The organism is Chitinophaga sp. GbtcB8 (assembly GCF_019091455.1).
Lineage (GTDB): Bacteria > Bacteroidota > Bacteroidia > Chitinophagales > Chitinophagaceae > Chitinophaga.
The window spans coordinates 65,330-86,339 of sequence record NZ_JAGXJN010000009.1 but is presented as its reverse complement, the minus strand read 5'-3'; the positions used below and the strand labels follow the sequence as shown (position 1 = coordinate 86,339).

The 21,010-nt window shown below is 47.8% G+C and carries 17 protein-coding genes and 1 tRNA gene; 14 read left to right on the top strand and 4 right to left on the bottom strand.

The window, feature by feature from the left end:
• Positions 1–1,542: phospho-sugar mutase (locus tag KVT36_RS10995; RefSeq protein ID WP_254639949.1), on the top strand; the 1,542-nt coding region annotated here is incomplete at its 5' end.
• Positions 1,543–1,632: 90 nt separating this feature from the next.
• Here the strand turns inward: KVT36_RS10995 and KVT36_RS10990 are convergent.
• A complete protein-coding gene (locus KVT36_RS10990; RefSeq protein WP_217603542.1) occupies positions 1,633–2,130 on the bottom strand; it encodes a phosphoribosyltransferase family protein in 498 nt (165 codons plus the stop codon).
• 226 nt (positions 2,131–2,356) lie between these two features.
• Here KVT36_RS10990 and KVT36_RS10985 point away from each other — a divergent pair, with 226 nt between their 5' ends.
• The 13 genes from KVT36_RS10985 (at position 2,357) to KVT36_RS10925 (ending at position 13,941) form a co-directional block, all read left to right on the top strand.
• Entirely contained in the window at positions 2,357–3,679 is a 1,323-nt protein-coding gene (locus KVT36_RS10985) for a (Fe-S)-binding protein (RefSeq protein WP_217603541.1), read from the top strand.
• Positions 3,680–3,713: 34 nt separating this feature from the next.
• The gene (locus KVT36_RS10980; RefSeq protein WP_217603540.1) at positions 3,714–4,496 is read left to right on the top strand and encodes a (Fe-S)-binding protein; all 783 of its coding nucleotides are present in this window, start codon (positions 3,714–3,716) and stop codon (positions 4,494–4,496) included.
• A gap of 26 nt (positions 4,497–4,522) precedes the next feature.
• On the top strand, positions 4,523–5,038 hold the full coding sequence (locus tag KVT36_RS10975) for a hypothetical protein (RefSeq protein ID WP_217603539.1): 516 nt from the start codon (positions 4,523–4,525) through the stop codon (positions 5,036–5,038).
• 44 nt (positions 5,039–5,082) lie between these two features.
• Positions 5,083–5,155 (top strand) — tRNA-Gly (locus KVT36_RS10970).
• Positions 5,156–5,469: 314 nt separating this feature from the next.
• Positions 5,470–5,898 carry a hypothetical protein gene (locus KVT36_RS10965; RefSeq protein ID WP_217603538.1) on the top strand — a complete coding sequence of 143 codons (429 nt, stop codon included), beginning with the start codon at positions 5,470–5,472 and terminating at the stop codon, positions 5,896–5,898.
• Positions 5,899–6,017: 119 nt separating this feature from the next.
• The gene (gene miaB, locus KVT36_RS10960) at positions 6,018–7,442 is read left to right on the top strand and encodes a tRNA (N6-isopentenyl adenosine(37)-C2)-methylthiotransferase MiaB (RefSeq protein ID WP_254639948.1); all 1,425 of its coding nucleotides are present in this window, start codon (positions 6,018–6,020) and stop codon (positions 7,440–7,442) included.
• Between the two features lie 45 nt (positions 7,443–7,487).
• Positions 7,488–8,723 carry a sigma-54-dependent Fis family transcriptional regulator gene (locus tag KVT36_RS10955; RefSeq protein WP_217603537.1) on the top strand — a complete coding sequence of 412 codons (1,236 nt, stop codon included), beginning with the start codon at positions 7,488–7,490 and terminating at the stop codon, positions 8,721–8,723.
• Positions 8,724–8,771: 48 nt separating this feature from the next.
• A complete protein-coding gene (lptE, locus tag KVT36_RS10950) occupies positions 8,772–9,287 on the top strand; it encodes an LPS assembly lipoprotein LptE (RefSeq protein WP_217603536.1) in 516 nt (171 codons plus the stop codon).
• A 38-nt stretch (positions 9,288–9,325) separates the two neighbouring features.
• Positions 9,326–10,633 carry a hypothetical protein gene (locus KVT36_RS10945; RefSeq protein ID WP_217603535.1) on the top strand — a complete coding sequence of 436 codons (1,308 nt, stop codon included), beginning with the start codon at positions 9,326–9,328 and terminating at the stop codon, positions 10,631–10,633.
• A gap of 20 nt (positions 10,634–10,653) precedes the next feature.
• Positions 10,654–11,010 (top strand): preprotein translocase subunit SecG, encoded by a 357-nt coding sequence (secG, locus tag KVT36_RS10940; RefSeq protein ID WP_217603534.1) that lies wholly within the window; start codon positions 10,654–10,656, stop codon positions 11,008–11,010.
• Positions 11,011–11,078: 68 nt separating this feature from the next.
• Positions 11,079–12,149, top strand: a complete 1,071-nt coding sequence (gene mltG, locus KVT36_RS10935) for an endolytic transglycosylase MltG (protein WP_217603533.1) — start codon at positions 11,079–11,081, stop codon at positions 12,147–12,149.
• A 13-nt stretch (positions 12,150–12,162) separates the two neighbouring features.
• The gene (locus KVT36_RS10930; RefSeq protein WP_217603532.1) at positions 12,163–13,104 is read left to right on the top strand and encodes a YihY/virulence factor BrkB family protein; all 942 of its coding nucleotides are present in this window, start codon (positions 12,163–12,165) and stop codon (positions 13,102–13,104) included.
• A 240-nt stretch (positions 13,105–13,344) separates the two neighbouring features.
• On the top strand, positions 13,345–13,941 hold the full coding sequence (locus tag KVT36_RS10925) for a redoxin domain-containing protein (protein ID WP_217603531.1): 597 nt from the start codon (positions 13,345–13,347) through the stop codon (positions 13,939–13,941).
• A gap of 21 nt (positions 13,942–13,962) precedes the next feature.
• Here the strand turns inward: KVT36_RS10925 and KVT36_RS10920 are convergent, their stop codons facing one another.
• From KVT36_RS10920 to KVT36_RS32690, 3 genes are all read right to left on the bottom strand, one after another.
• Positions 13,963–16,482, bottom strand: coding sequence for a M14 metallopeptidase family protein (locus KVT36_RS10920; protein WP_217603530.1), 2,520 nt, complete (start codon positions 16,480–16,482; stop codon positions 13,963–13,965).
• A 147-nt stretch (positions 16,483–16,629) separates the two neighbouring features.
• A complete protein-coding gene (locus KVT36_RS10915; RefSeq protein WP_217603529.1) occupies positions 16,630–19,296 on the bottom strand; it encodes a hypothetical protein in 2,667 nt (888 codons plus the stop codon).
• A gap of 227 nt (positions 19,297–19,523) precedes the next feature.
• Entirely contained in the window at positions 19,524–20,924 is a 1,401-nt protein-coding gene (locus KVT36_RS32690; RefSeq protein WP_254639947.1) for a hypothetical protein, read from the bottom strand.
• Between the last annotated feature and the right edge of the window lie 86 nt (positions 20,925–21,010).

The window sequence follows — 21,010 nt, the reverse complement described above, 5'->3', positions numbered from 1 at the left end:
ATGAATAAATATACCGTAGGTATGGCTACCCAGGGGTTTGCCAACTACCTGAAAAAAGCTGTAAAAGGTGAGATCAAAATAGCCATTGCCCATGACAGCCGTAACAACAGCCGCTTTTTTGCGGAAGTAACGGCTAATGTAATGGCAGCCAACGGCATCAAAGTGTTCCTGTTTGAGAGCCTGCGACCTACCCCGGAGCTGTCTTTCACCATCCGCCACCTGAAATGCCAGGGCGGCATAGTGCTCACCGCCTCCCACAACCCCAAGGAATATAATGGTTATAAAGCCTATTGGGACGATGGCGGCCAGCTGGTGCCCCCGCACGATAAAAATGTAATTGCAGAAGTAGAGAAAATAGCCAGTATAGATGAAGTGAAGTGGAGCGGCGGCGAAGCCAATATTACCGCTATTGGTAAGGACGTGGACGAAGCCTACCTGCAAATGCTCAAAGGCCTGTCTATTAACCCGGACATTATAGCGGCCCAGCATGATATGAAGATCGTGTACACGCCCATTCACGGTACCGGTATAACCCTGGTGCCTGAAATACTGAAGCGTTTTGGCTTTACCAATGTACAGGTGGTACAGGAGCAGGCTACGCCGGATGGTAACTTCCCTACCGTGGTATATCCTAACCCGGAAGAGGCGGAAGCCATGAGCATGGGCCTTAAAAAAGCCAAGGAGCTGGATGCAGCTATCTTATTAGGTACGGATCCTGACGCGGATCGTGTAGGCATTGCCGTAAAAGACCTGAAAGGAGAATGGATACTGCTGAACGGTAACCAAACTGCCGTGCTGCTGTTCAACTATATTATTGAAGGCCGCAAAAAGAAAGGCCTGAGCGGGCCTACTGACTTTGTGGGTAAAACCGTGGTAACCTCTGACCTGATAGATGTATTTGCCGCTAAGAACGGAGTACGCTGCTACAATGTACTGACCGGCTTTAAGTGGATTGCCGACATGATCCGCGAAAAAGAAGGCAAGGAAAAATTCATTTGCGGCGGGGAAGAGTCTTACGGATATATGATAGGTGACAACGTGCGTGACAAGGATGCCATTGCATCTGTAGCCATGATCTGCGAAATGGCCGCCTACGCCCGTAATGAAGGCCGCTCCCTGTATGAGCAGCTGATAGACATTTACGTGAAATACGGTTTCTATAAAGAGCAGCTGATCTCCATCACCAAAAAAGGTATGAAAGGCGCTGATGAAATTGCCGAAATGATGCGCAGCTACCGGGATGCACCGCCGGCTACCATCAACGGCTCACCGGTGGTGAAGCTGTACGATTACCAGCTGCAGCAGGTCAAAGACCTGAAAACCGGCGCCACAGAGGCTATTAACCTGCCTAAGTCTAACGTACTGCAGTTTATACTGGAAGATGGCAGCAAGATCTCTGCACGCCCTTCCGGTACGGAGCCTAAGATCAAGTTCTACTTTAGTGTGCAGCAGCCGTTAGCAGCGGCTAAAGACTTTGACCAGGTGAATACCCAGCTGGATGAGCGGGTACAGAAGATTATAAAGGATATGAAGCTGAAATAAGCTGATAGCCGAAAGGTAAAAGCAAAAAGCATAAAGCTATGTTCGCGGTTCGCTGCATTGGCTTTATGCTTTTTGCTTTTTGCTTTTACCTTAAACCAGGTACGCAGAAAGGATCTCCTCGCCTTCCACATCCACCATAATCATTTCCTGCAGGCTGGTGGAAAGTAAATAACCGGTAAAATCCACGGTTAAGGGGTAAGACTTATGCTTACGGTCTACAAGCACCGCGGTCTGGATCTTACGCGGCAGGTATTGCAGAAAAGGTTTCAGGGCATATAACATGGTGCGGCCGGAGTTGGCCACATCATCTATTAATATAATTACCTTATCGTTCAGGTCTATATTTTCAGACAGCTTCACCTCCAGCGGATGTTGCTTATCCAGGCGCAGCTCTATCAGCTTTATCTTAAACGGCGCGATCTTTTGCAGGATCCCGGCTATTTTTTGCGCCAGTATCATGCCCCGGTCCCATATACCTACCAGTATCACTTCCGGCTCTGTGTTGTTGTGCTCATATATTTCATAAGCAATACGTTCCAGTTTTTTTTGAATAATGTCCTGTGTAAGGATCACATTTTTTGTTGCCATATGGATGCTTTGATGAGTGCAAAAGTAATAAAAATTGGGGTCCATGGTCGATGGTCTATAGTCCATGGCATTTAGAGCAAGGCAGGCCTTACGTGCTTAGGCAGCCGGCAAATCATGAAGTACCGCGAAATGATCAATGCTATGGACCATCGACCATGGACCATCGACTATCAAAAAATTACTTACATTGCCAATAAACCGTAAATTAGAAAGTCAAATCTGGAATATGCATTTAGTACAGCAGCTTTTATTTGTAATAGTATTAGCAGCAGCCGTATACCTGTTTGCCCGTAAAGTGCGGGAGATCAGGCGCAATATACTGCTGGGGCGAGATGTAGCTTTAAATGATAACCCCGGGGAACGCTGGCGTAATGTATTATTACTGGCCTTTGGACAAAAGAAAATGTTCCGCAACCCGCTGGTAGCTGTACTGCACTTTTTCGTATATGCGGGCTTTATTATTATTAATGCAGAGATCCTGGAGATCATCCTGGACGGGGCAATAGGTACGCACCGCCTGTTTGCATCACCCTTAGGCAGCTTATACCCGGTGCTGATAGGCTGTTTTGAGATCCTGGCTGTGCTGGTGCTCAGCGGCTGCGCTATCTTTTTAATACGCCGTAATATCCTGAAACTGCAACGTTTTATTGGTCATGACCTGGACGGGTGGCCCCGCTCCGATGCCAATTATATCCTGATCACGGAAATAGTGCTGATGGTATTATTCCTTACCATGAACACCGCTGACCAGGTGCTGCAAAGCCGTGGCTCAGAGCACTATATTGCTACCGGCAATTTCTGGATCAGCGGCCTGCTCACGCCTTTATTGAACGGCCTGTCTGACAGCAGCTTAATGGCGCTGGAACGCGGTTGCTGGTGGCTGCATATTTTGGGCGTACTGGCCTTTCTGAACTACCTGCCTTTTTCAAAACATTTACATATCATCCTGGCATTTCCCAACGCCTACTACGCCGATCTGCGGCCTAAGGGTAAAATGGAGAACATGCCTGCAGTACAAAAAGAAGTACAGCTGATGCTGCAGCCGGAGCTGGCTGCCAGCGAGCCGCCGGCAGAAGGTATTCCTAAGTTTGGCGCCAAAGACGTGCAGGATCTTACCTGGAAAAACCTGCTGGAAGCCTATAGCTGCACAGCATGCGGTCGTTGTACCGCTGCCTGCCCCGCTAATATTACCGGCAAAAAGCTCTCGCCCCGTAAGATCATGATGGATACCCGCGACCGGGCAGAAGAAATTGGCCGCGTGCTTAACAAACAAGGTACTTTCCAGGAAGATGGCAAAGCCCTGCTGCGCGATTATATTTCTGAAGAGGAGCTGCGCGCCTGCACTACCTGTAACGCCTGTGTGCAGGAATGCCCGGTAAGCATTAACCCGCTGCATATTATTTTACAGCTGCGCCGCCATTTGGTGATGGAGGAATCCAGCGCACCGGCAGAATGGAACATGATGTTCGGCAATATTGAAAATAATATGGCGCCGTGGAAGTTCTCGCCGGACGACCGGGATAAATGGGCTGTAGAAATGCAGGGATAATTAAACGAACAGGATCACTTCAAATAAACAAAAGATGACTATTAAAACAATGGCCGAATACGCCGCCAGCGGCGAAACACCGGAAGTGCTCTTTTGGGTGGGATGCGCGGGCAGCTTTGATCAGCGGGCACAAAAGATCACCAAAGCTTTTGCAACCATCCTGGATAAAGCAGGCATCCGCTTTGCCATCCTGGGTAAGGAAGAAAGCTGTACCGGCGATCCGGCCCGCAGGGCAGGTAATGAGTTCATATTCCAGATGATGGCGCAGAACAATATCCAGGTGCTGAATGGTTATGGCGTGAAGAAAATTGTTACGGCCTGTCCGCACTGCTTCAACATTTTCAAAAATGAATACCCGGAGCTGGGCGGTAACTATGAAGTGCTGCACCACACCTCCTTTTTACAACAGTTAATAGACGAAGGCAAAATAAAAATGACGGAAGGCGGCACCTTCAAAGGCCGCCGTATCACCTACCACGACTCCTGCTACCTGGGCCGGGCCAATAACATTTACGAAGCGCCGCGCAAAGTGCTGGAAGCGCTGGATGCCGAGCTGGTAGAAATGAAACGCTGCCGCAGCAAAGGACTCTGTTGCGGCGCCGGCGGTGCGCAAATGTTCAAGGAAGAAGAAAAAGGCACTACCCGCGTGAACTTTGAACGTGGCCGCGAAGCCGTGGATACAGGCGCTACTGTAATTGCCTCCAACTGCCCCTTTTGTATGACCATGCTTACGGATGGCGTAAAAGAGCAGGGCAAAGAAGACAGCGTACAGGTGCTGGACATTGCCGAGATAGTGGCCAAACAGCTGGGCGATTAATGCGAATATCGTAGCTTTGCAGTATTATGACGATAGCAGCAATAAAACAATTATTACCCGCGGATTTTGCACCCGACTCCCGCGTATGGATATACCAGAGCAACCGCCCGTTCAATGAAAGGGAAGCCCTTGAAATTAATGAACAGCTACACCAGTTTGCTACACAATGGCAATCGCATGGCACGCCGGTAAAGGGTTTTGGACAACTGGTCTTTAACCAGGTGATCGTGCTCATGGCCGATGAAAATGCCACTGGAGTAAGCGGCTGCAGTACCGATAGCTCTGTACGGGTTATCAAAAGCCTGGAACGCCAGTATGAAGTGAACCTGTTTGACCGGCTGCTGCTGGGCTTTGTGGTGAAAGATCAGCTGCAATTATTGCCCATGGCGCAATTGCCTTATGCTTTTGAAAAAGGCTTTATTGATGAGAACACCCTGTACCTGAATAATACAGTGCTTACCAAACAGGAGCTGGAAGAAAAGTGGCTGCTGCCGGTAAAAGACAGCTGGGTGATGAAGAAAGTAGCCAGCGTTTCAAAATAATCTTTACATTTGACACCCGGTTTATTCTTTGGATAAACCGATAAGCGGGAATAGCTCATTTGGTAGAGCGACGGCTTCCCAAGCCGTAGGTGGCGAGTTCGAGCCTCGTTTCCCGCTCCTCTCTCTTACTGATTTACAGAACGGGGTAGGCGCCCGATGTTTGTTGCCCCGGTACATAGATAAAATCTATAGGCCGTTAACAAAATCTTCCACATATTAATGATATTTTAGCCGTAAATCCATGAGTATGTTCACATTTAAATCAAGCCCATTCAAGATACAGGAGGAATTACTTTTATCCTCTAAGGCTTTTGTCCGGCTATTTGAAAGGAACAGATCATCTATACTATCTGCACGTTTTGTTCCCGCAAAGCTGGGTAGTCGTGAAATAGGAGGATATGTACGGGTAAAATTAAGACCAGGTACATCTTATGCCTCAAAACCCAATTCCGCAACCAAATAGCAAAAGTGCTTCTTTAACCGAACAATCCGTTCGGGATTTTATTGAACTTCAAAAAGAAGAATTACGGCTCCGGCACCAGGAGAACTCACTTAAACAGCTGGAGCTGCAGCATAGTTATGAGCTCTCTAAAGAAAGCCTTAAACAACAGGGAGAGTATATAAAAGCAGCCCCAAAGCACGATTTTAAAAATCGGGCTATCCTGATCGCATTTTTCATTATCATCTTCCTGATAGTAGCAGGTGTGCTGATTTATTGCATTAATTTAGACAAGGAAGAAATTGCTTTACGCATATTGGAAATTGTATCCACAGCTATTATTAGCGCGGGTGGCGGGTATGCCTGGGGCAAAAGTAAAGGCCTGCAAAAAGAACAATCTAAAATAGAAGTAATGGAGTAAAATAGACCCCAAATTCATCCTCGAACATATATAACCACAACATAACCTTTCTGCTGCTGCCATTCTGTCATTTTTCCATTTAATTTATTACTTTTGCTATTCTAAAATTTTCTGACAGAATGATGCTGGAACAGGTTACAAAAGTGCATGATGAGAGCCGCCAGGGTGAAGCCTTCGCCCCGCAACCGGCTGTTGACCAAACGTATCATAAGAAATTCTACATAGAAAGTTATGGTTGCCAGATGAACTTTAACGATAGTGAGATCGTGGCTTCCATTATGAACCAGGAAGGTTTTGGAGCTACCCGTAACTATGAGGAAGCCGATCTGATACTGCTCAATACCTGCTCTATCCGCGAGAAGGCGGAACAAACCGTGCGTAAGCGCCTGCAGGAATTCCGCAAGTTAAAGCAGAGCAATCCCGGTATGCTGGTAGGCGTATTAGGCTGTATGGCCGAACGCCTGAAAGCCAAGCTGCTGGAAGAAGAAAAGCTGGTGGACCTGGTAGTGGGCCCGGATGCCTATCGTACCCTGCCGGCGCTGGTAGAAGAAGCAGAAACCGGCCAGAAAGCAGTGAATGTGCTTTTGAGCCGGGAAGAAACCTATGCAGACATTAACCCTATAAGGCTGGACAGCAATGGCGTAACCGCCTTTGTATCCATCATGCGGGGCTGTAATAATATGTGCACTTCTTGCTTGGTGCCCTTTACCCGTGGCTGGGATCGCTGCCGTGATCCCTATTCCGTTATCCAGGAAGCAGCGGCCCTGTTCAACAATGGCTACCGTGAGGTAACCCTGCTGGGACAGAACGTAGATTCCTATTACTGGGTGGGCGTTTCACCGGAAAGCGCGCAGGAAGAGACCATTACCTTTGCCAGCCTGCTGGAAAAGGTAGCGCAGATCAATCCCTTGCTGCGCGTACGTTTCAGCACCTCCCATCCTAAAGATATTACGGATGAGGTGCTGCACACCATGGCTAAGTACGAGAACATCTGCAATTATATTCACCTGCCCGTGCAAAGCGGCAGCACCCGTGTGCTGCAGCTCATGAACCGCACCTATACCCGGGAATGGTACATGAAAAAAGTAACGCGCATCCGTGAAATACTGCCGGACTGCGGCCTTTCAACCGACATTATCACCGGGTTCTGTACAGAAACGGAAGAGGACCACCAGGACACCATGAGCATGATGGAGTTTGCCAAGTATGACCTGGCCTACATGTTCTTTTACTCAGAGCGCCCGGGTACCCTGGCCGCCCGGCGTTACCAGGATGATGTGCCGGAAGATGTGAAAAAACGCCGGCTGGCCCAGGTGGTGGAGCTGCACCGCAGGCAAGCCCTGGAAAGCATGCAAAAAGACCTGGGAAAAACGTTTAAGGTGCTGGTAGAAGGCACTTCCAAACGTTCAGAAAACGACCTCTTTGGAAGAAATGATCAGAACAAGGTGATCGTTTTCCCCAGGGGCAATTACGAAAAAGGACAGTATGTGCAGGTAAAGGTGGTAGATTGTACCGCCGCTACCTTAATAGGCAAGGTAGTATAGCCCATACCTGTTGATATAAAAAACATTAAGCCGGAGGCAGATGCTATGGAAATACAGTCGATAAAGAACAGATTTGGCATTATTGGAAATTCACCTGCACTGAACTATGCCCTGCAGGTGGCGGCACAAGTGGCCAACACCGACCTCACAGTGATGATCTTTGGGGAAAGCGGTGTGGGTAAGGAAGTATTTTCTACCATCATCCATGCATTAAGCGCACGTAAGCATAACCCGTTTATAGCGGTGAACTGCGGCGCTATCCCTGAAGGCACTATTGATTCGGAACTGGTTGGCCACGCTATAGGCTCTTTCACCGGCGCAGTAGACAGCCGTAAAGGATATTTGGAAACTGTGAACGGGGGCACTATTTTCCTGGATGAAATTGGCGAATTGCCGCTGGGCACCCAGGCACGCCTGCTGCGGGAGCTGGTAACCGGTGAGTTCATCCGCGTAGGTTCTTCTAAGGTACAGAAAACAGATGTACGTGTAATAGCCGCCACTAACCGCGATCTGCTGGAACAAACACAGCACGGCAAGTTCCGCGAGGACCTTTATTACCGTTTAAATACAGTGCCCATCCGCGTACCCTCCCTGCGTGACCGTAAGGAAGATATTCCCCTGCTGTTCCGCAAGTTCAGCGTAGATTTTTCAGAGCGGTATAAAACACCATCCATTCAGCTGGATGATGAGGCGCGTAATATGCTGGTTAATTATCCCTGGCGCGGGAATGTGCGTGAGCTGAAGAACATGGCAGAACAGATCTCTGTGCTGGCGAATGATAAGCTGGTGAATGCGCAGGAGCTGCGGCGCTTTTTACCGGAAGTGCCCCAAACCTCGCGCCTGCCTATGCTGGCATTGCCACAGCAAGGCAGCAGCGATTTTGCAAGTGAAAGGGACATTCTTTACAAACTGTTCTTTGACATGAAAAAAGATGTTACTGAACTGAAGAAAATGTTCTTTGACATCCTGCAAAATCCAAACATAGCGCATGCAGCAGCTTACCAGGAAAATAATCATGAGCATGTGCTGCATAATTTTGCACCCGCAGAAAATAATAATAATAATGTGCTGCCGGCGCCCTCGCGTATTATCTTGCAGGATCATGATATAGACCATCATGAGGAAGTAGAGGAAACCCTTTCCATTGCCGATAAGGAAAAAGAGCTGATCGTAAAAGCGCTTAAAAAACATAAAGGAAAAAGAAAAGATGCGGCCCTGGACCTGGGCATTTCAGAACGGACCTTATACCGTAAACTGAAAGAGTATAACATTGGTGATTGATTACCTTTGTGAACACCATCCATTAAATCATTACATTCTTATAGAGAGATGATCAGATTATTGAAAGTGAGTTTAACCGCCGTAGTCCTGTTAGTTTTGGGCGGATGCTCCGTAAAATATTCCACCTCCGGGGCCAGTATAGACCAGGGAGCAAAAACCGTAAATGTGCGTTTTGTGGAGAACAGGGCGCCCATTAACAACCCAACCCTGAGTCAGCGGGTATCGGAAAAAATACGCAACAAGATCCAGGCCCAAACCAAGTTAACGCAGATCAATGAGGATAATGCGGACTATGAATTTAAAGCCACTATTACCGGTTATAACTTCTCCAATGCCGCAGTAACCAATGTGGATAAGGCTGCCACCTCCCGCTTAACCGTAACCATTAACGTGGTGTTTATTAAACGGGTAGGCGACAAAAAAGGCTGGACACAACCTTTTTCACAATCAGCCGACTTCCAGGCAGATCAGCTGCCAAGCCAGGTGGAAAACCGCTTGTTGGATGAAACCATCATACCGCAGATCACGGACGCCATCTTTAACAGGGCTTTTGCAAACTGGTAGGATACAGATATAAATAATATTCATATATTAGCAGCAATATGACCGCAAACAGGATCATTCAGCATATTTTCCAGGAACCGTCACTGCCGCAGGTGTCTGAAGCTGCATTGGAGCAGATGGTGACGGACTACCCGTATTTTACCGCCGCCCGCCTGTTGCTGGCGCAGAAAAGTTACGACCGGTACCTGAACCTGCATGCACCTGCTATTAAAAAGGCACAGCTATACAGCAATAACCCGCACTACTTTTTTCAGTTTGTAACGGGTGAGCTGGAAAAAAGTATTACGCCACCGGTTACGTCCCTGATAGATTCGGCGTTTACGCCTACTACCTATACACCGTCAGATCCAATGCCCCTGGCCAACCTGGAGCTGCCGGAAGTGGAATCTCCGGCAATTATACCGGTAGATGAAACGACTGCAGTACCTTCTGAAATAGTGGCCGGTACCGGCATTACACCCGGCGTAGCCAATGAAATTGAAACCGTGGTGGATGAGTGGGCCGAAGAACCGGCCGCAGGTACAGCCGCCCCTGCCCCATCGGAATTTGAATCGGTGGTAGATGAATGGGGTAAACCGGTAGAGCTGGATACCGCTTCGACGCCCGATACCGTAGTGGAAGAAGAGTGGGCAGAAGAGGAGGACGAGATTGAGGCACCGCCCACCAAACCATCAGATGCCCTGTGGGCAACCTCAGAGCAGCAGCAGCTGGATATTTTAGCTGAAAATGACGATACAGAGGCGCCGGCTGCCGCTCCGGAAGCAGCTCCACCTGAAACATATGCCGCAGCTGCCGCTGAAAATGAGCCGGCTCCTGTAGCCGCAGCTCACACGCCAGCCTCACCTGAAGAAGAGCCGCTGAAGATCTTTCCTTTTGAAAGACAGGAGGAAACAGAAACCACGCTCACCTTCCAGCCGTTATATACCGATGATTATTTTGCCTATAAAAAGCTGAAAGAGCCTGAGCAGGCAGATGATCTCAATGAAAAAGGCGCCGCAGAAATGCGCAGCTTTACCGACTGGCTGCGGGAAATGAAACAGGGTTTTGCGCAAAAAGCCAATAAAGACTGGTATCATGAGCAGCTGACCCGCAGTTATACGGACGCGGACCCGGAAGTATCTGAAACAGTGGAGAAAATGGCCATGGAATCCATTACCCTGAATGAGGATATTGTTTCCGAGACGCTGGCGGAGATCTGGGCGCGCCAACGCCAGTACCAGACGGCCATCCAGATATATCAAAAATTAAGTTTGCTTAATCCCAACAAAAGCACTTATTTTGCGCAAAAGATCCAGGAACTGCAATTACAGCAAATGCAAATGCAGTCCGGTTCAAATAAAAATTAACAGGAAATACTGATATACTTATGTTATTACTCTTTGGTATTGTGATCATTCTGGCTTGTGTGCTGCTGGGTTTCTTTGTACTGATACAAAACCCTAAGGGTGGCGGTTTATCCGGCACTTTCGGTGGTTTTGGTAACCAGGTAATGGGCGTACGCCAAACAACAGATGTGCTGGAAAAAGGTACTTGGGTGCTGGCTGCCATCATTGCAGTACTGTGTCTGACCTCTTCTTTCTTTGTTGACAAGAACGCAGCCGTACAGCAGCAGTCTAAAACCATTATGGAACAGAATGCAGGCCGTCCTGTACCACAGCCTACTGCACCGCCGGCTACCTTGCCTGCTACGCCGCAGCAGCAACCGGCTCCTAACAAAAAATAAACGTTTGTTTATACATCCATTTCCAGACCTCGCCGTTAAAACGCGAGGTTTTTTTATGTAAAACCACTATGGCAACTACTAAGAGAAACAACGCTTCTAAAAAGACAAAAACAAAAAAGGCTTCCTGGATCCGGCGGGCAGTAGTGATTGTTTGCGCAATCATTGCAGGCGTGCTGGTATTTATAGCCTATCGCGTATTTGGCCCAAATACCAGTGCTTTTGCCGATAAAAAATACTTTTATATACGCACCGGCAGCACCTATGCTAATGTACTGGAAGGGCTGGAAGAGCAGAATATTGTAAGCAGCCGTAACAGCTTTGACTTTGTAGCGCGGCGGCTGGGCTACCCAGCCCGCGTAAAAGCCGGCCGCTACCAGATCAAGTGGGGCATGAGCAATTTTGAGATCGTAAAGCTGCTGCGCTCCGGCAAACAAGCGCCGGTGCAGCTGGTTATTACCAAGCTACGCACCCGGAATGATCTTGTAAGAAAGATCTCCAACAACCTGGAAGCCGATTCTACCGCCCTGCGTTTGCTGCTGCACGACCAGGTATACCTGCGCCAGTTTGGCCTGGATTCCAATACCGTAATGTGCGCAATAGTGCCTAATACGTATGAATATTACTGGAACACCTCTGCCGAAACCGCCTTTGAAAAGCTGGAAAAAGAAAGGGAGGAATTCTGGAATGCAGAACGGAAGGCCAAAGCCCGTAACCTGGGCCTGAGCATGAATGAAGTGACCATACTGGCCGCCATTGTGGAGGAAGAGACCAACAAAAATGATGAAAAACCGCTGATCTCCAGCGTGTATCTGAACCGTTATAAAAAAGGCATGCGCCTGCAGGCCGATCCTACCGTGAAATTTGCCCTGCAGGACTTTGGGCTGAAGCGCATCCGCGAAGGACATACCCAGTTCGATTCTCCGTATAACACTTACCGTTATGGCGGCTTACCACCGGGCCCTATTTGCACACCCTCTGTGAAAACGCTGGATGCGGTGCTGAACACGCCGGAAACAGATTACATCTATTTCTGCGCGCGGTCTGATTTTTCCGGTTACCATGCCTTTGCAGCCACCTACCAGGAACATTTGGCAAATGCACATAAATACCAGGCAGCGCTGAACAAGGCGGGATACTAAACGCATTTCGAGTATGCTCAATCTCAAAAAACTGTTACGCAATACAAGGCTTTACCGCAAGCTGGTAGGCATTAGCCAAAGGCTGGTGCTGCCCGGCTTCCAGGGTTTGCCGCTGTATGATGTGCTGAAGTTTTTTCTGAAAGAAACCAGGAGCAAAAGCCTGGGCGATCGTGCGGCGGCTATTTCCTTCAACTTCCTGCTGGCTATTCCACCCTTTTTCATTTTCCTGTTCACGCTGGTGCCGTTCATTCCTATGAAGAACATAGAACCCACGCTGTACCGGCTTGCGGAGGATGTTACGCCCAACTACAACACCTATATGATCGTGCGGAATATGATCCATGATTTCCTGTACACCAACCGCACGGGCCTGTTATCTATCTCATTTCTAATGGGTTTCTTTTATTCATCAAACGGGTTAATGGGTATCATGCGCTCTTTTAACAAAGAGCAGCCCGGCTTCCGGCGGCGCAAGTGGTGGCGCACCAGGCTGCTGGCCTTACAGCTAACAGCAGTGCTGGTGCTGCTGCTGTTAATTACGGTAGTGCTGATCATTGCGCAGGGCACCATTTTACGTTACGTTTTTAACCTGCTGAATATTCACAGTACATTCATCCGTTCCAGTATAGATGTTATCCGCTGGCTGCTGATCATCCTGTTGTTCTTTTCCATCCTGGCGGTTATTTACCGTTTTGCACCGGCCAGAACTAAACGCTGGAAGTTCATTACCGCCGGCTCTACCTTTGCCACGGTGCTGATGATACTGGTAACGCTGGGGTTCTCTTATTTTGTGAACAATTTTGCCAATTACAACAAGATCTACGGCTCCATTGGCACCATCCTGATACTGATGCTGTTCCTTTATTTTAACTCCTTTATATTGCTGGTAGGTTTTGAGCTGAATGCCAGTATCAGCACCCTGAAGGAGCTGGCTGCTGCACCCGGGGAAGATTAACCTGTTGAAATACAGGTTTTTACGACCGGGTAATTTGACGGCTACTGTTAATTTAAGACCGTTCTATCATCTAACGATATTGATTTGCAAGCTGTTAAGGGGAAGCCTCTCTCCAACCATCTGCACATTCCCACTACCGCGCCACTGATCAAATAAATTAATAAATTCATACATATTACATTACCTTTATATTAAATATCAGACCCTATAACTGACGACCGAATACCCAAATTCTGTAACATGAAAAGCACCTGCCTTTTTCTTGTGCTCTATACCTTACTGGCATTCCATTCCGGCGATAACAACCTGGAAATAGGCGCACCTATTCCCAAAGCGGAGGTACAACTGCGAGACATCAGTGGCCGGGAAATTACGCTGAATGCCGCACGCGGCAGCAATGGCTTGCTGGTAATGTTCTCCGCTAATCGTTGTCCTTATGTAATGCGCAACCAGGACAGGACCAACAGCGTTTGTGCCTATGCGTTAAAGAACAGCGTAGGTGTAATACTGGTAAACTCCAATATTGCACTGCAGAATGATGAAGAATCGCTGGATGCCATGAAGGCCTATGCAGCCTCGCAGCAATACAACTGGTTTTATGTGATCGATAAAAAAGCGGAGATTGCCGATGCCTTTGATGCCGGCCATACGCCGGAGTGTTACCTGTTTGATAAGAACGGCCGCCTCTCTTATAAAGGCGCCATTGATGATAACCCGGGTAATGCTGATGCCGTGAAGGTACGGCACCTGTATAATGCCATCAATGAAATGCTGGCTGGCAGTGCCGTTAAAATGAGCAGTACCGCCTCAATGGGATGCAATATTAAAAGATATTAGCTTTTAGATTTGATCGTAAATCTAAAATACCAGGAACACCGCATTGCTGAATAACAGCTTACCATTTTCCCAGAAGCTGCGGAACAGTGGATCATCTGCCAGCATGATCAGCTTACCATTCCCAATATCCTTTACGCCGAATAACAGGCCATCTTTCAGGCGGGCACGGGTATCTACGCCTACAAAACCACTCAGGTAATTATCCTTTTTCAGTACGCCTACATTCCAACCGTTATCATCGTCATCCATAAATTCATAGATATGATCATCCTGTTTCAGGGTATAATAGGTATCGGGATAGCCTAACGCTAACGGATGTGTGTTATCCAGCTGTACCTTGTAAATGGCGCCGGGTATGAATTGCTTTACACTCTCCCGCTCACGGTTGGCATATGATTTCAGGGGCGCATAAATATCTTTATCAGTAGTGGTATCGCTTTCTTTCTTCAGGTGAATGCCCCAGTCGCCGCCTGCCAGCTGTGCTAATGCACCCTGGAGCGCAATAAGGCGGCCCCCGGCGCCCACCCAATCTTTGAGGCGGGCTACCTGGGTTTTGTCTTCCAGGAAGCTATAATCTCCGTCTGGTAAAATGAGCACATTAATATTCTTCCAGTTTACCCTGCTGAGGTTCTTCTCATTAACCAGGCTAACGGGGTAGCCTATCTGCTGTTCAAAGAAATGCCAGATCTCGCCGGCGTTCAGGGATGATACATCATCTCCCACCACCATGGCCACTTCTGTGGGTTGAATGTAACGTACTTTATCAGAACCAAAGTCGGTGCCCTTTTCCACGAACCCGGTAGCTACGGCGTCCAGGTTCACTTTTACCTCATTGGCCAGGGAAGTGATGTAGGTATCAAAACGGCTGCCAATGTGTTCATTACCGGAACGGGGAATAATGAGCGTACCGGCAGGGAAGGTACGTCCGCCGGTGGTAAAGGGCGCTCCTGCATAACGCACTTTTACCTGCTGCCGCAGCAGGGCTGTCAGCAACCGTACATCTTTAACGCTGTTCCAGCGGGCCAGGTAAGCGTATGGGTGCGTGGCCGCCAGGTAACTATTATTATCTGCTACCACGGAATCGGTAGCAGGACTTAACTGCTGACGGATGGCATAAGCCGGTAAACCGTAAGCATATGGGATGGCCCAGGCTGTAATGTCGTAAGTAACGGAATCGGTTAAACGGGATTGCGGTTCAAACAATACCTGCAAAAGATTGGAGCGTGGCTGAAAGGCGCTGATGACCATATCTTCCCGGGTTATATCCACATTCTCTGTTTTACCAGTAAAATAATTAAGGCCGCTGGCCCTGGGTGTTTTTGAGCCATAGCCGAACGTAATATTGTTCCGCTTCAACAAAGCGGCCAGATTGGCCAGCTTTTCCGCATTACCGGCTGCCTTTATCACATAACTCTTATATACGCCTTCCGGTGCGGTGGCGGCATTATGAAAATACCGGCTGAACTCTTCTGTGATCCTTTGCGCCTGCTGGGAGGCTATTTCAATGGTAGACAATCCCGTGGTAACATGATGGGCTATACGATCTGTGAGGGTAAGCGTATCATTATCCTCTTTCAGCACGGCCAGCCCGCCACGGCCTCCCCCGCCCTGCTCGTAGGTCATGCCAATGGCGCCGTTATAGGTTGGGTAGGTATCGCCGTAGCTGGGATAGAACAGGTCAAATACTTCTTTGGTGAAGTACAACCATCCCTGTTCATCAAAATATTTAGCGTTGTTCTTTCCAATGAGCACCTGCATTTCCCGCTGCCAGGGTTTTATCACTTCATGCAAGGGTTCTGCTGCAGGGGCAAAGTAATAGGGCGCATCAATACCCTGTTCATGAAAATCCACATGGATCTGCGGCATCCACTTATTGTACATGGCTACCCGCTGCTGTGATTCGGTTTGCGTTTGCCAGGCCCAGTCGCGGTTCAGGTCAAAATAGTAGTGATTGGCGCGCCCGCCGGGCCAGGGCTCATTGTGCTCCCTGGAGTAACGCTGCGCATCGGGTACCAGGTTATGCACCTGGTTATAAAAGCTTACATAACGTTCACGCCCGTCGGGGTTCAGGCAGGGATCTATGATCACCACCAGGTTGCGCAGCCAGAGCTGCGTTTGCGCGTTCCCTTTATCTGCCAGCAGGTATAAGGTGCGCATGGCGGCTTCTGTAGATACGGCCTCATTGCCATGCACATTATAACTTAACCACACAATCACCGGCTGGTCTGCGCTGCCCCTGCCTTTATCGTTTGCCCGGTCCAGGTTCTGCTGCTGTATGGCCTGCAGCCGGCCAAAGTTCTCCGGCGATGCAATGATGGCCATCATCAGCGGCCTTCCCTCATAAGTAGTACCGTATTGCTGCAGCTGCATATTAGGCGTAGCCGCGGCCACGGCTTTGAAGTACTCCAGCACCTTATAGTGCGGAGTAAACCGGGTACCCAGGGGGTAGCCCAGGAACTGGTCAGGTGTTGGGAGGGTTTGTGAAAAGCCGTGCTGTAATATTAATAAAAGGCATATAACCGGCAACAGGTATTTGCGCATACTGGATTTAAGGATTTATATGCCTAAGATAATGAATTACCGTGCCTGTCCCACAATAAAATACCGGCCAACTGGTATGTACCCATTGGCCGGTATTTATTTTACCATTTTTCATTTAATGGTGCTCTTATTATCTTCCATTACATTTTAAAAACCGATCTTATACCAGCTGGTACCGTTAGATTGTATGGTTACACCTGACGCAGCCGGTAAAGAAGATACCGTTTGGCTATCGCTCTGAATATAAGCCTGGCTCAAAGCGATTGCATTAGTGCTGCTTAAATTTCTAAGGAACAACACTCTGCCTGTTGCGGAAGATGCCGCCGGAAGGGTAATAGTTTGACCAGCACCGGAAGGCGTGTCTAATATTGTTACATCTGTTGAGACAACAGTATAACTGCCTGTTACATTTTTAATATTCATGAAAAGCCCACCGGTTAAATTACCTGAGCTTTGCCAGGATGCCAACCCGGTTGAATCTGATACCAGGACCGCTCCTTTAGCCGGATTGCCGCCGGTTATTTTTACCTGTCCGCTCACTTCCAGCTTAGCGCCGGGGGTGGTAGTTCCAATACCTACATCCCCGGCAGGGCTGATACGCATTTGCTCTATCGTCTTACTTGAACCTGCATTGGTTGTTAAAAACCGTAAGCTGGTAGCCTGTGATTGCCCATACGCCCATGCTGCATCACTCCAGGCCTCTATTCTTGCGCCGTTAAGCGTATTATTACCGGTAGGATTTACACCGTATACCAGGCTGCCAATGCGCTGGTTAGCCGCTGTTGGTAAACCGGAGTTATACATCCGTATGGAAGCTCCGGACTTATTACTTAGTGTATCGGTATTTTGCACTGCCAGCCCGATAGTATCACTTCCCTGAACATGCAGTAAAAACTGAGGGTTATCGACACCTATACCTACGTCGCCAGGGTTATTCTTAAATATATCCGAACCGTTAACGGTCCATGAATTAACAGCCTGCCAGTCGGTTGTTCCATCACCATGGGCCCACATTAATCTTCGACCACCTGCAGCATCCCTCACATAAGCAATAGAGCCTACAACCGTATTTGCTGCAGGCAGATTTGCCGAGAGATAACTACCGGGTCTGATAGCACCTGCCTGGAAAAGGAGATTGCTATCCGGAACATTTGTGTCGATCAGCCTGTAGAAATTGAGCCCCCCGATAGAAAAATACCGGATCTGTTGTGCAGCGGTAGCGGATCCTATGCGGTACCAGGAAGGCAATACATTTGGATTTACGGCTAAGTTATTGGAAAACTGCGCAGCAACCGTTCCATTTGCGGAATTTGAAAAGCGTAACAAACTTGGTGTCATAATATCCCAAGCAATGCCGAAAGTTGCGTCTGTGCTAAAGATCATCTCCTTACCTACGTCCATCCCAATAGTGCTGTTACGTCCCAAGTGAGAAGCTCTTCCCCGGTCATTAACCGCACGGGGGGTTGTACCGAAAATAATATTATCCAGACCCAGATCCTGGTACATCAGTGAAACCAGGTATGCCTGACAGCTTTCCGCAGGATGGATACCGTCGCCGTTCCAGCCTAATGCCACCATGGTCTGGTAGTCTTTCACTGGCGTATACCCATCCCAATAAATAAACCCCCTGTCACTTGCTACCTTAAACAATGTATCATTCTGGGAGATCTGCGAATCATTAGATGAAGAAACGGGAGTAGATCCGATAAAAACCTTGGCGCCCTGGGGCATAGTAGCATCCAGGATGTCAGACAACTCGTTTAGGCGTTGGGTATAGGTAGTACCATCCGGATAGTTCAAGCCTTCTTTCATTTCATAGGTCATAAGGTCCACATTTCCATCTGCTATATAAGTAGCAAGCGCTTTTTTGGCAGCATTGTATTTAAACATATCGTTTAATGCAATACCGCCCTGGCTACAGGTATACTGATCGACACCTGACTTAGTAGTATCCAGGTAGTGTACTTCATAAAAATTTACCGGGCCATTGATCGCTCTGATGGTTATTGTCTTTTTGAGAACCGCCTGTGTAAACTTATATATTCCCAGCACCGTATCAGCAGTATTAGCAGCATTGATGGTTGCTACATCCGTACCGCCTACATTCAAGATAAATGAACCAGCTCCCGGTTCCTTGTAATAATAAATTTTGAGATGCGTAAATATAGGATCGCTTCCCGCTACGTTAAAGGTTGCGGTAACATCTTGCGGTATGGTGATCGAAATCCCGGAGGCCGAGTGCTGAAAATCCGTAGTGTTATTAACTATCCCGGAGCTGCTTGTTGCACATGGACCTCCTGCAAGCCGGTACCTGCTGGAAATTATTGTGTCTATACCGTTATCATTCTGGTTCCCGTCTATCAGTGTTCTTCCTAAAGCACCACCCAGGTATTTCATTTTCCGGCCCGCCATACTATCGCCGAAAGGGAAAATAACAATTTGTTGCTTGGACGTGCTGGAAGCTAAAACCTTGCGAAAGGTTTTGCGCATGTTACGTTGCACCACTTCTTTCCTGGGTACATAGAGGTTATCACTACTGGCGCCGCCAAATGCAACATCCAGTGTATCCTGGCCTGTTATAGCCAGCTTGTTGTTGCCGATCTTTTCCAGCTGCAGCTTACGGAACTCTGTACGGCCTTTGCCTTTGTTGTACAGGAAACCTAAAGTATCCTGGGTATGGTTTTCCAGGACGAGTTCTGCGGTGTCGCAAGTATTGTAAATACGAACCGTATCTGCACGAATCTGGTAAATGTGTTGGGCAAAACAATAGTTAGCCATCAATAGAAAGGCTACTGCACATATGAGTGCTTTCATGGTATAAGTTTTATTATTTAAAGTATCTGTATAAATTGTCCCTATGATATTTTTATTCACTGTGTAAATCCTGTCCTGTGACGGTCGGGATGCATATAATTTTTTTATTTATTTTCTCAACGGTTACAATTATGCGTTATGATTGTCCCTGGTAAACTCCTTTGAAAACTATTTGTCTTATATTATTGCCTGCCTTGCAGCAGTGTTATTTTTCACATTTGAATCGTTTACCAACCTGTGAATCCCACCGCTGATATGAGATACCAATTAGTACCATTGGATTGTAATGTTGCACACTGCTTATATCCTGTTATGGTTTGTGTTGCTGCATCTTCGATTAATCCGCTGGTTGAAGCAAGGGTAATAGTATTGGTATTATTGCTTATTTTCTTTATAACGTAGATGCGTCCCCGGCATTCCGAAGCATCCGGCAATGTTATTGTAATATTACTTCCTATATCAGCTAATACGGTATAATAGGTTTCATCCAAGGTAGTATTACGATTAACAGTAACAGACGCCATGTTTACAGCACCCTGAGCGGTAATAGGTCCATTGCTAACCATAGGTCCATTGCTGGTTATGCTTGCCATAGAAGCATCTCCATCTATATGGAAACTGCCAGAAACCTGACCACTCGGTTCATTTAAAATAAATCGGTCTCTTGAATGACCATAGCTTAGCGCAGTCCATTTTGTACCATCTGACTGTAGCGTATATGCATCATTCGCAAATGTCAGATTAAGTCTTAAAGCCCCATCTATCAATTCACCCGATGCCGGCCAAATAACAACCGCCTGGCCCGGATCAACACCATATCTCCTTATTGTATAAATATGGCCGGGGTATGCGGCTGCAGGAGGGAGATATACATACATAATGCCGGTATTATCGCATAAAACGGTACTATATGTGCCATCCAATGTTGTATTGGTGGAAATATGCCGTGGTAAGTTTACCGTTCCTCCGCCGCCAGCTGACTTGTAAGCGGTATCTGCATAATCCTTAAATACCAGCTCGCGCCAGGCGCTCCATGCCTGTTGTGTATCATCCTTGGTCCTTACAAATACTCCATTAGGCCCATTCAACTCGCCATCCCAGTTCACCGCCATGTCAAAGCCTGAGCTGCCGTCTCTTACAACAATGCCGTTGTAATAGAGGTTTTCGCCCATGCCCTTAAAAGCCTGGTTAGAGAGCGCGGGCATATCCGGGCTTTTATAAGCGTCATAGCCCACCACTTTTGAAGATGGCCAACGCGACCAGATCCAGCTGCTATCCTGGGGTATAGTAAAGAAATTAGTGGACAGCAAATCGTAACGGGTATCGCCAAAGTTGGCAAAGCCCAGGTTAACAGTATCCTGGCCCGGTATTGACAAGAAACCTGGACTGGGAATACCCAACTGCAGGCGCCGGAACTCTGTGCGGCCTTTTCCTTTGTTGATTAAAAAGCCTAGGGTATCCTGGGTATGGTTTTCCAGGATAAGCTCCGCGGTGTCGCAGTTATTGTAGATTCGGACGCTGTCGGCGTTGATCTGGTAGATGTGTTGGGCCTGGCATACATGGGTGAATAACAACGATGTTATTACACATAAAAATATTCTCATGGTATAGGAGACAAATTGATTCATCTTACTGTTTATTATAACCAACTTATATCATACTTAATACTGCAGTTCTTACCATAGCTAAGCTACGTCTGTCTATATATGCTTCC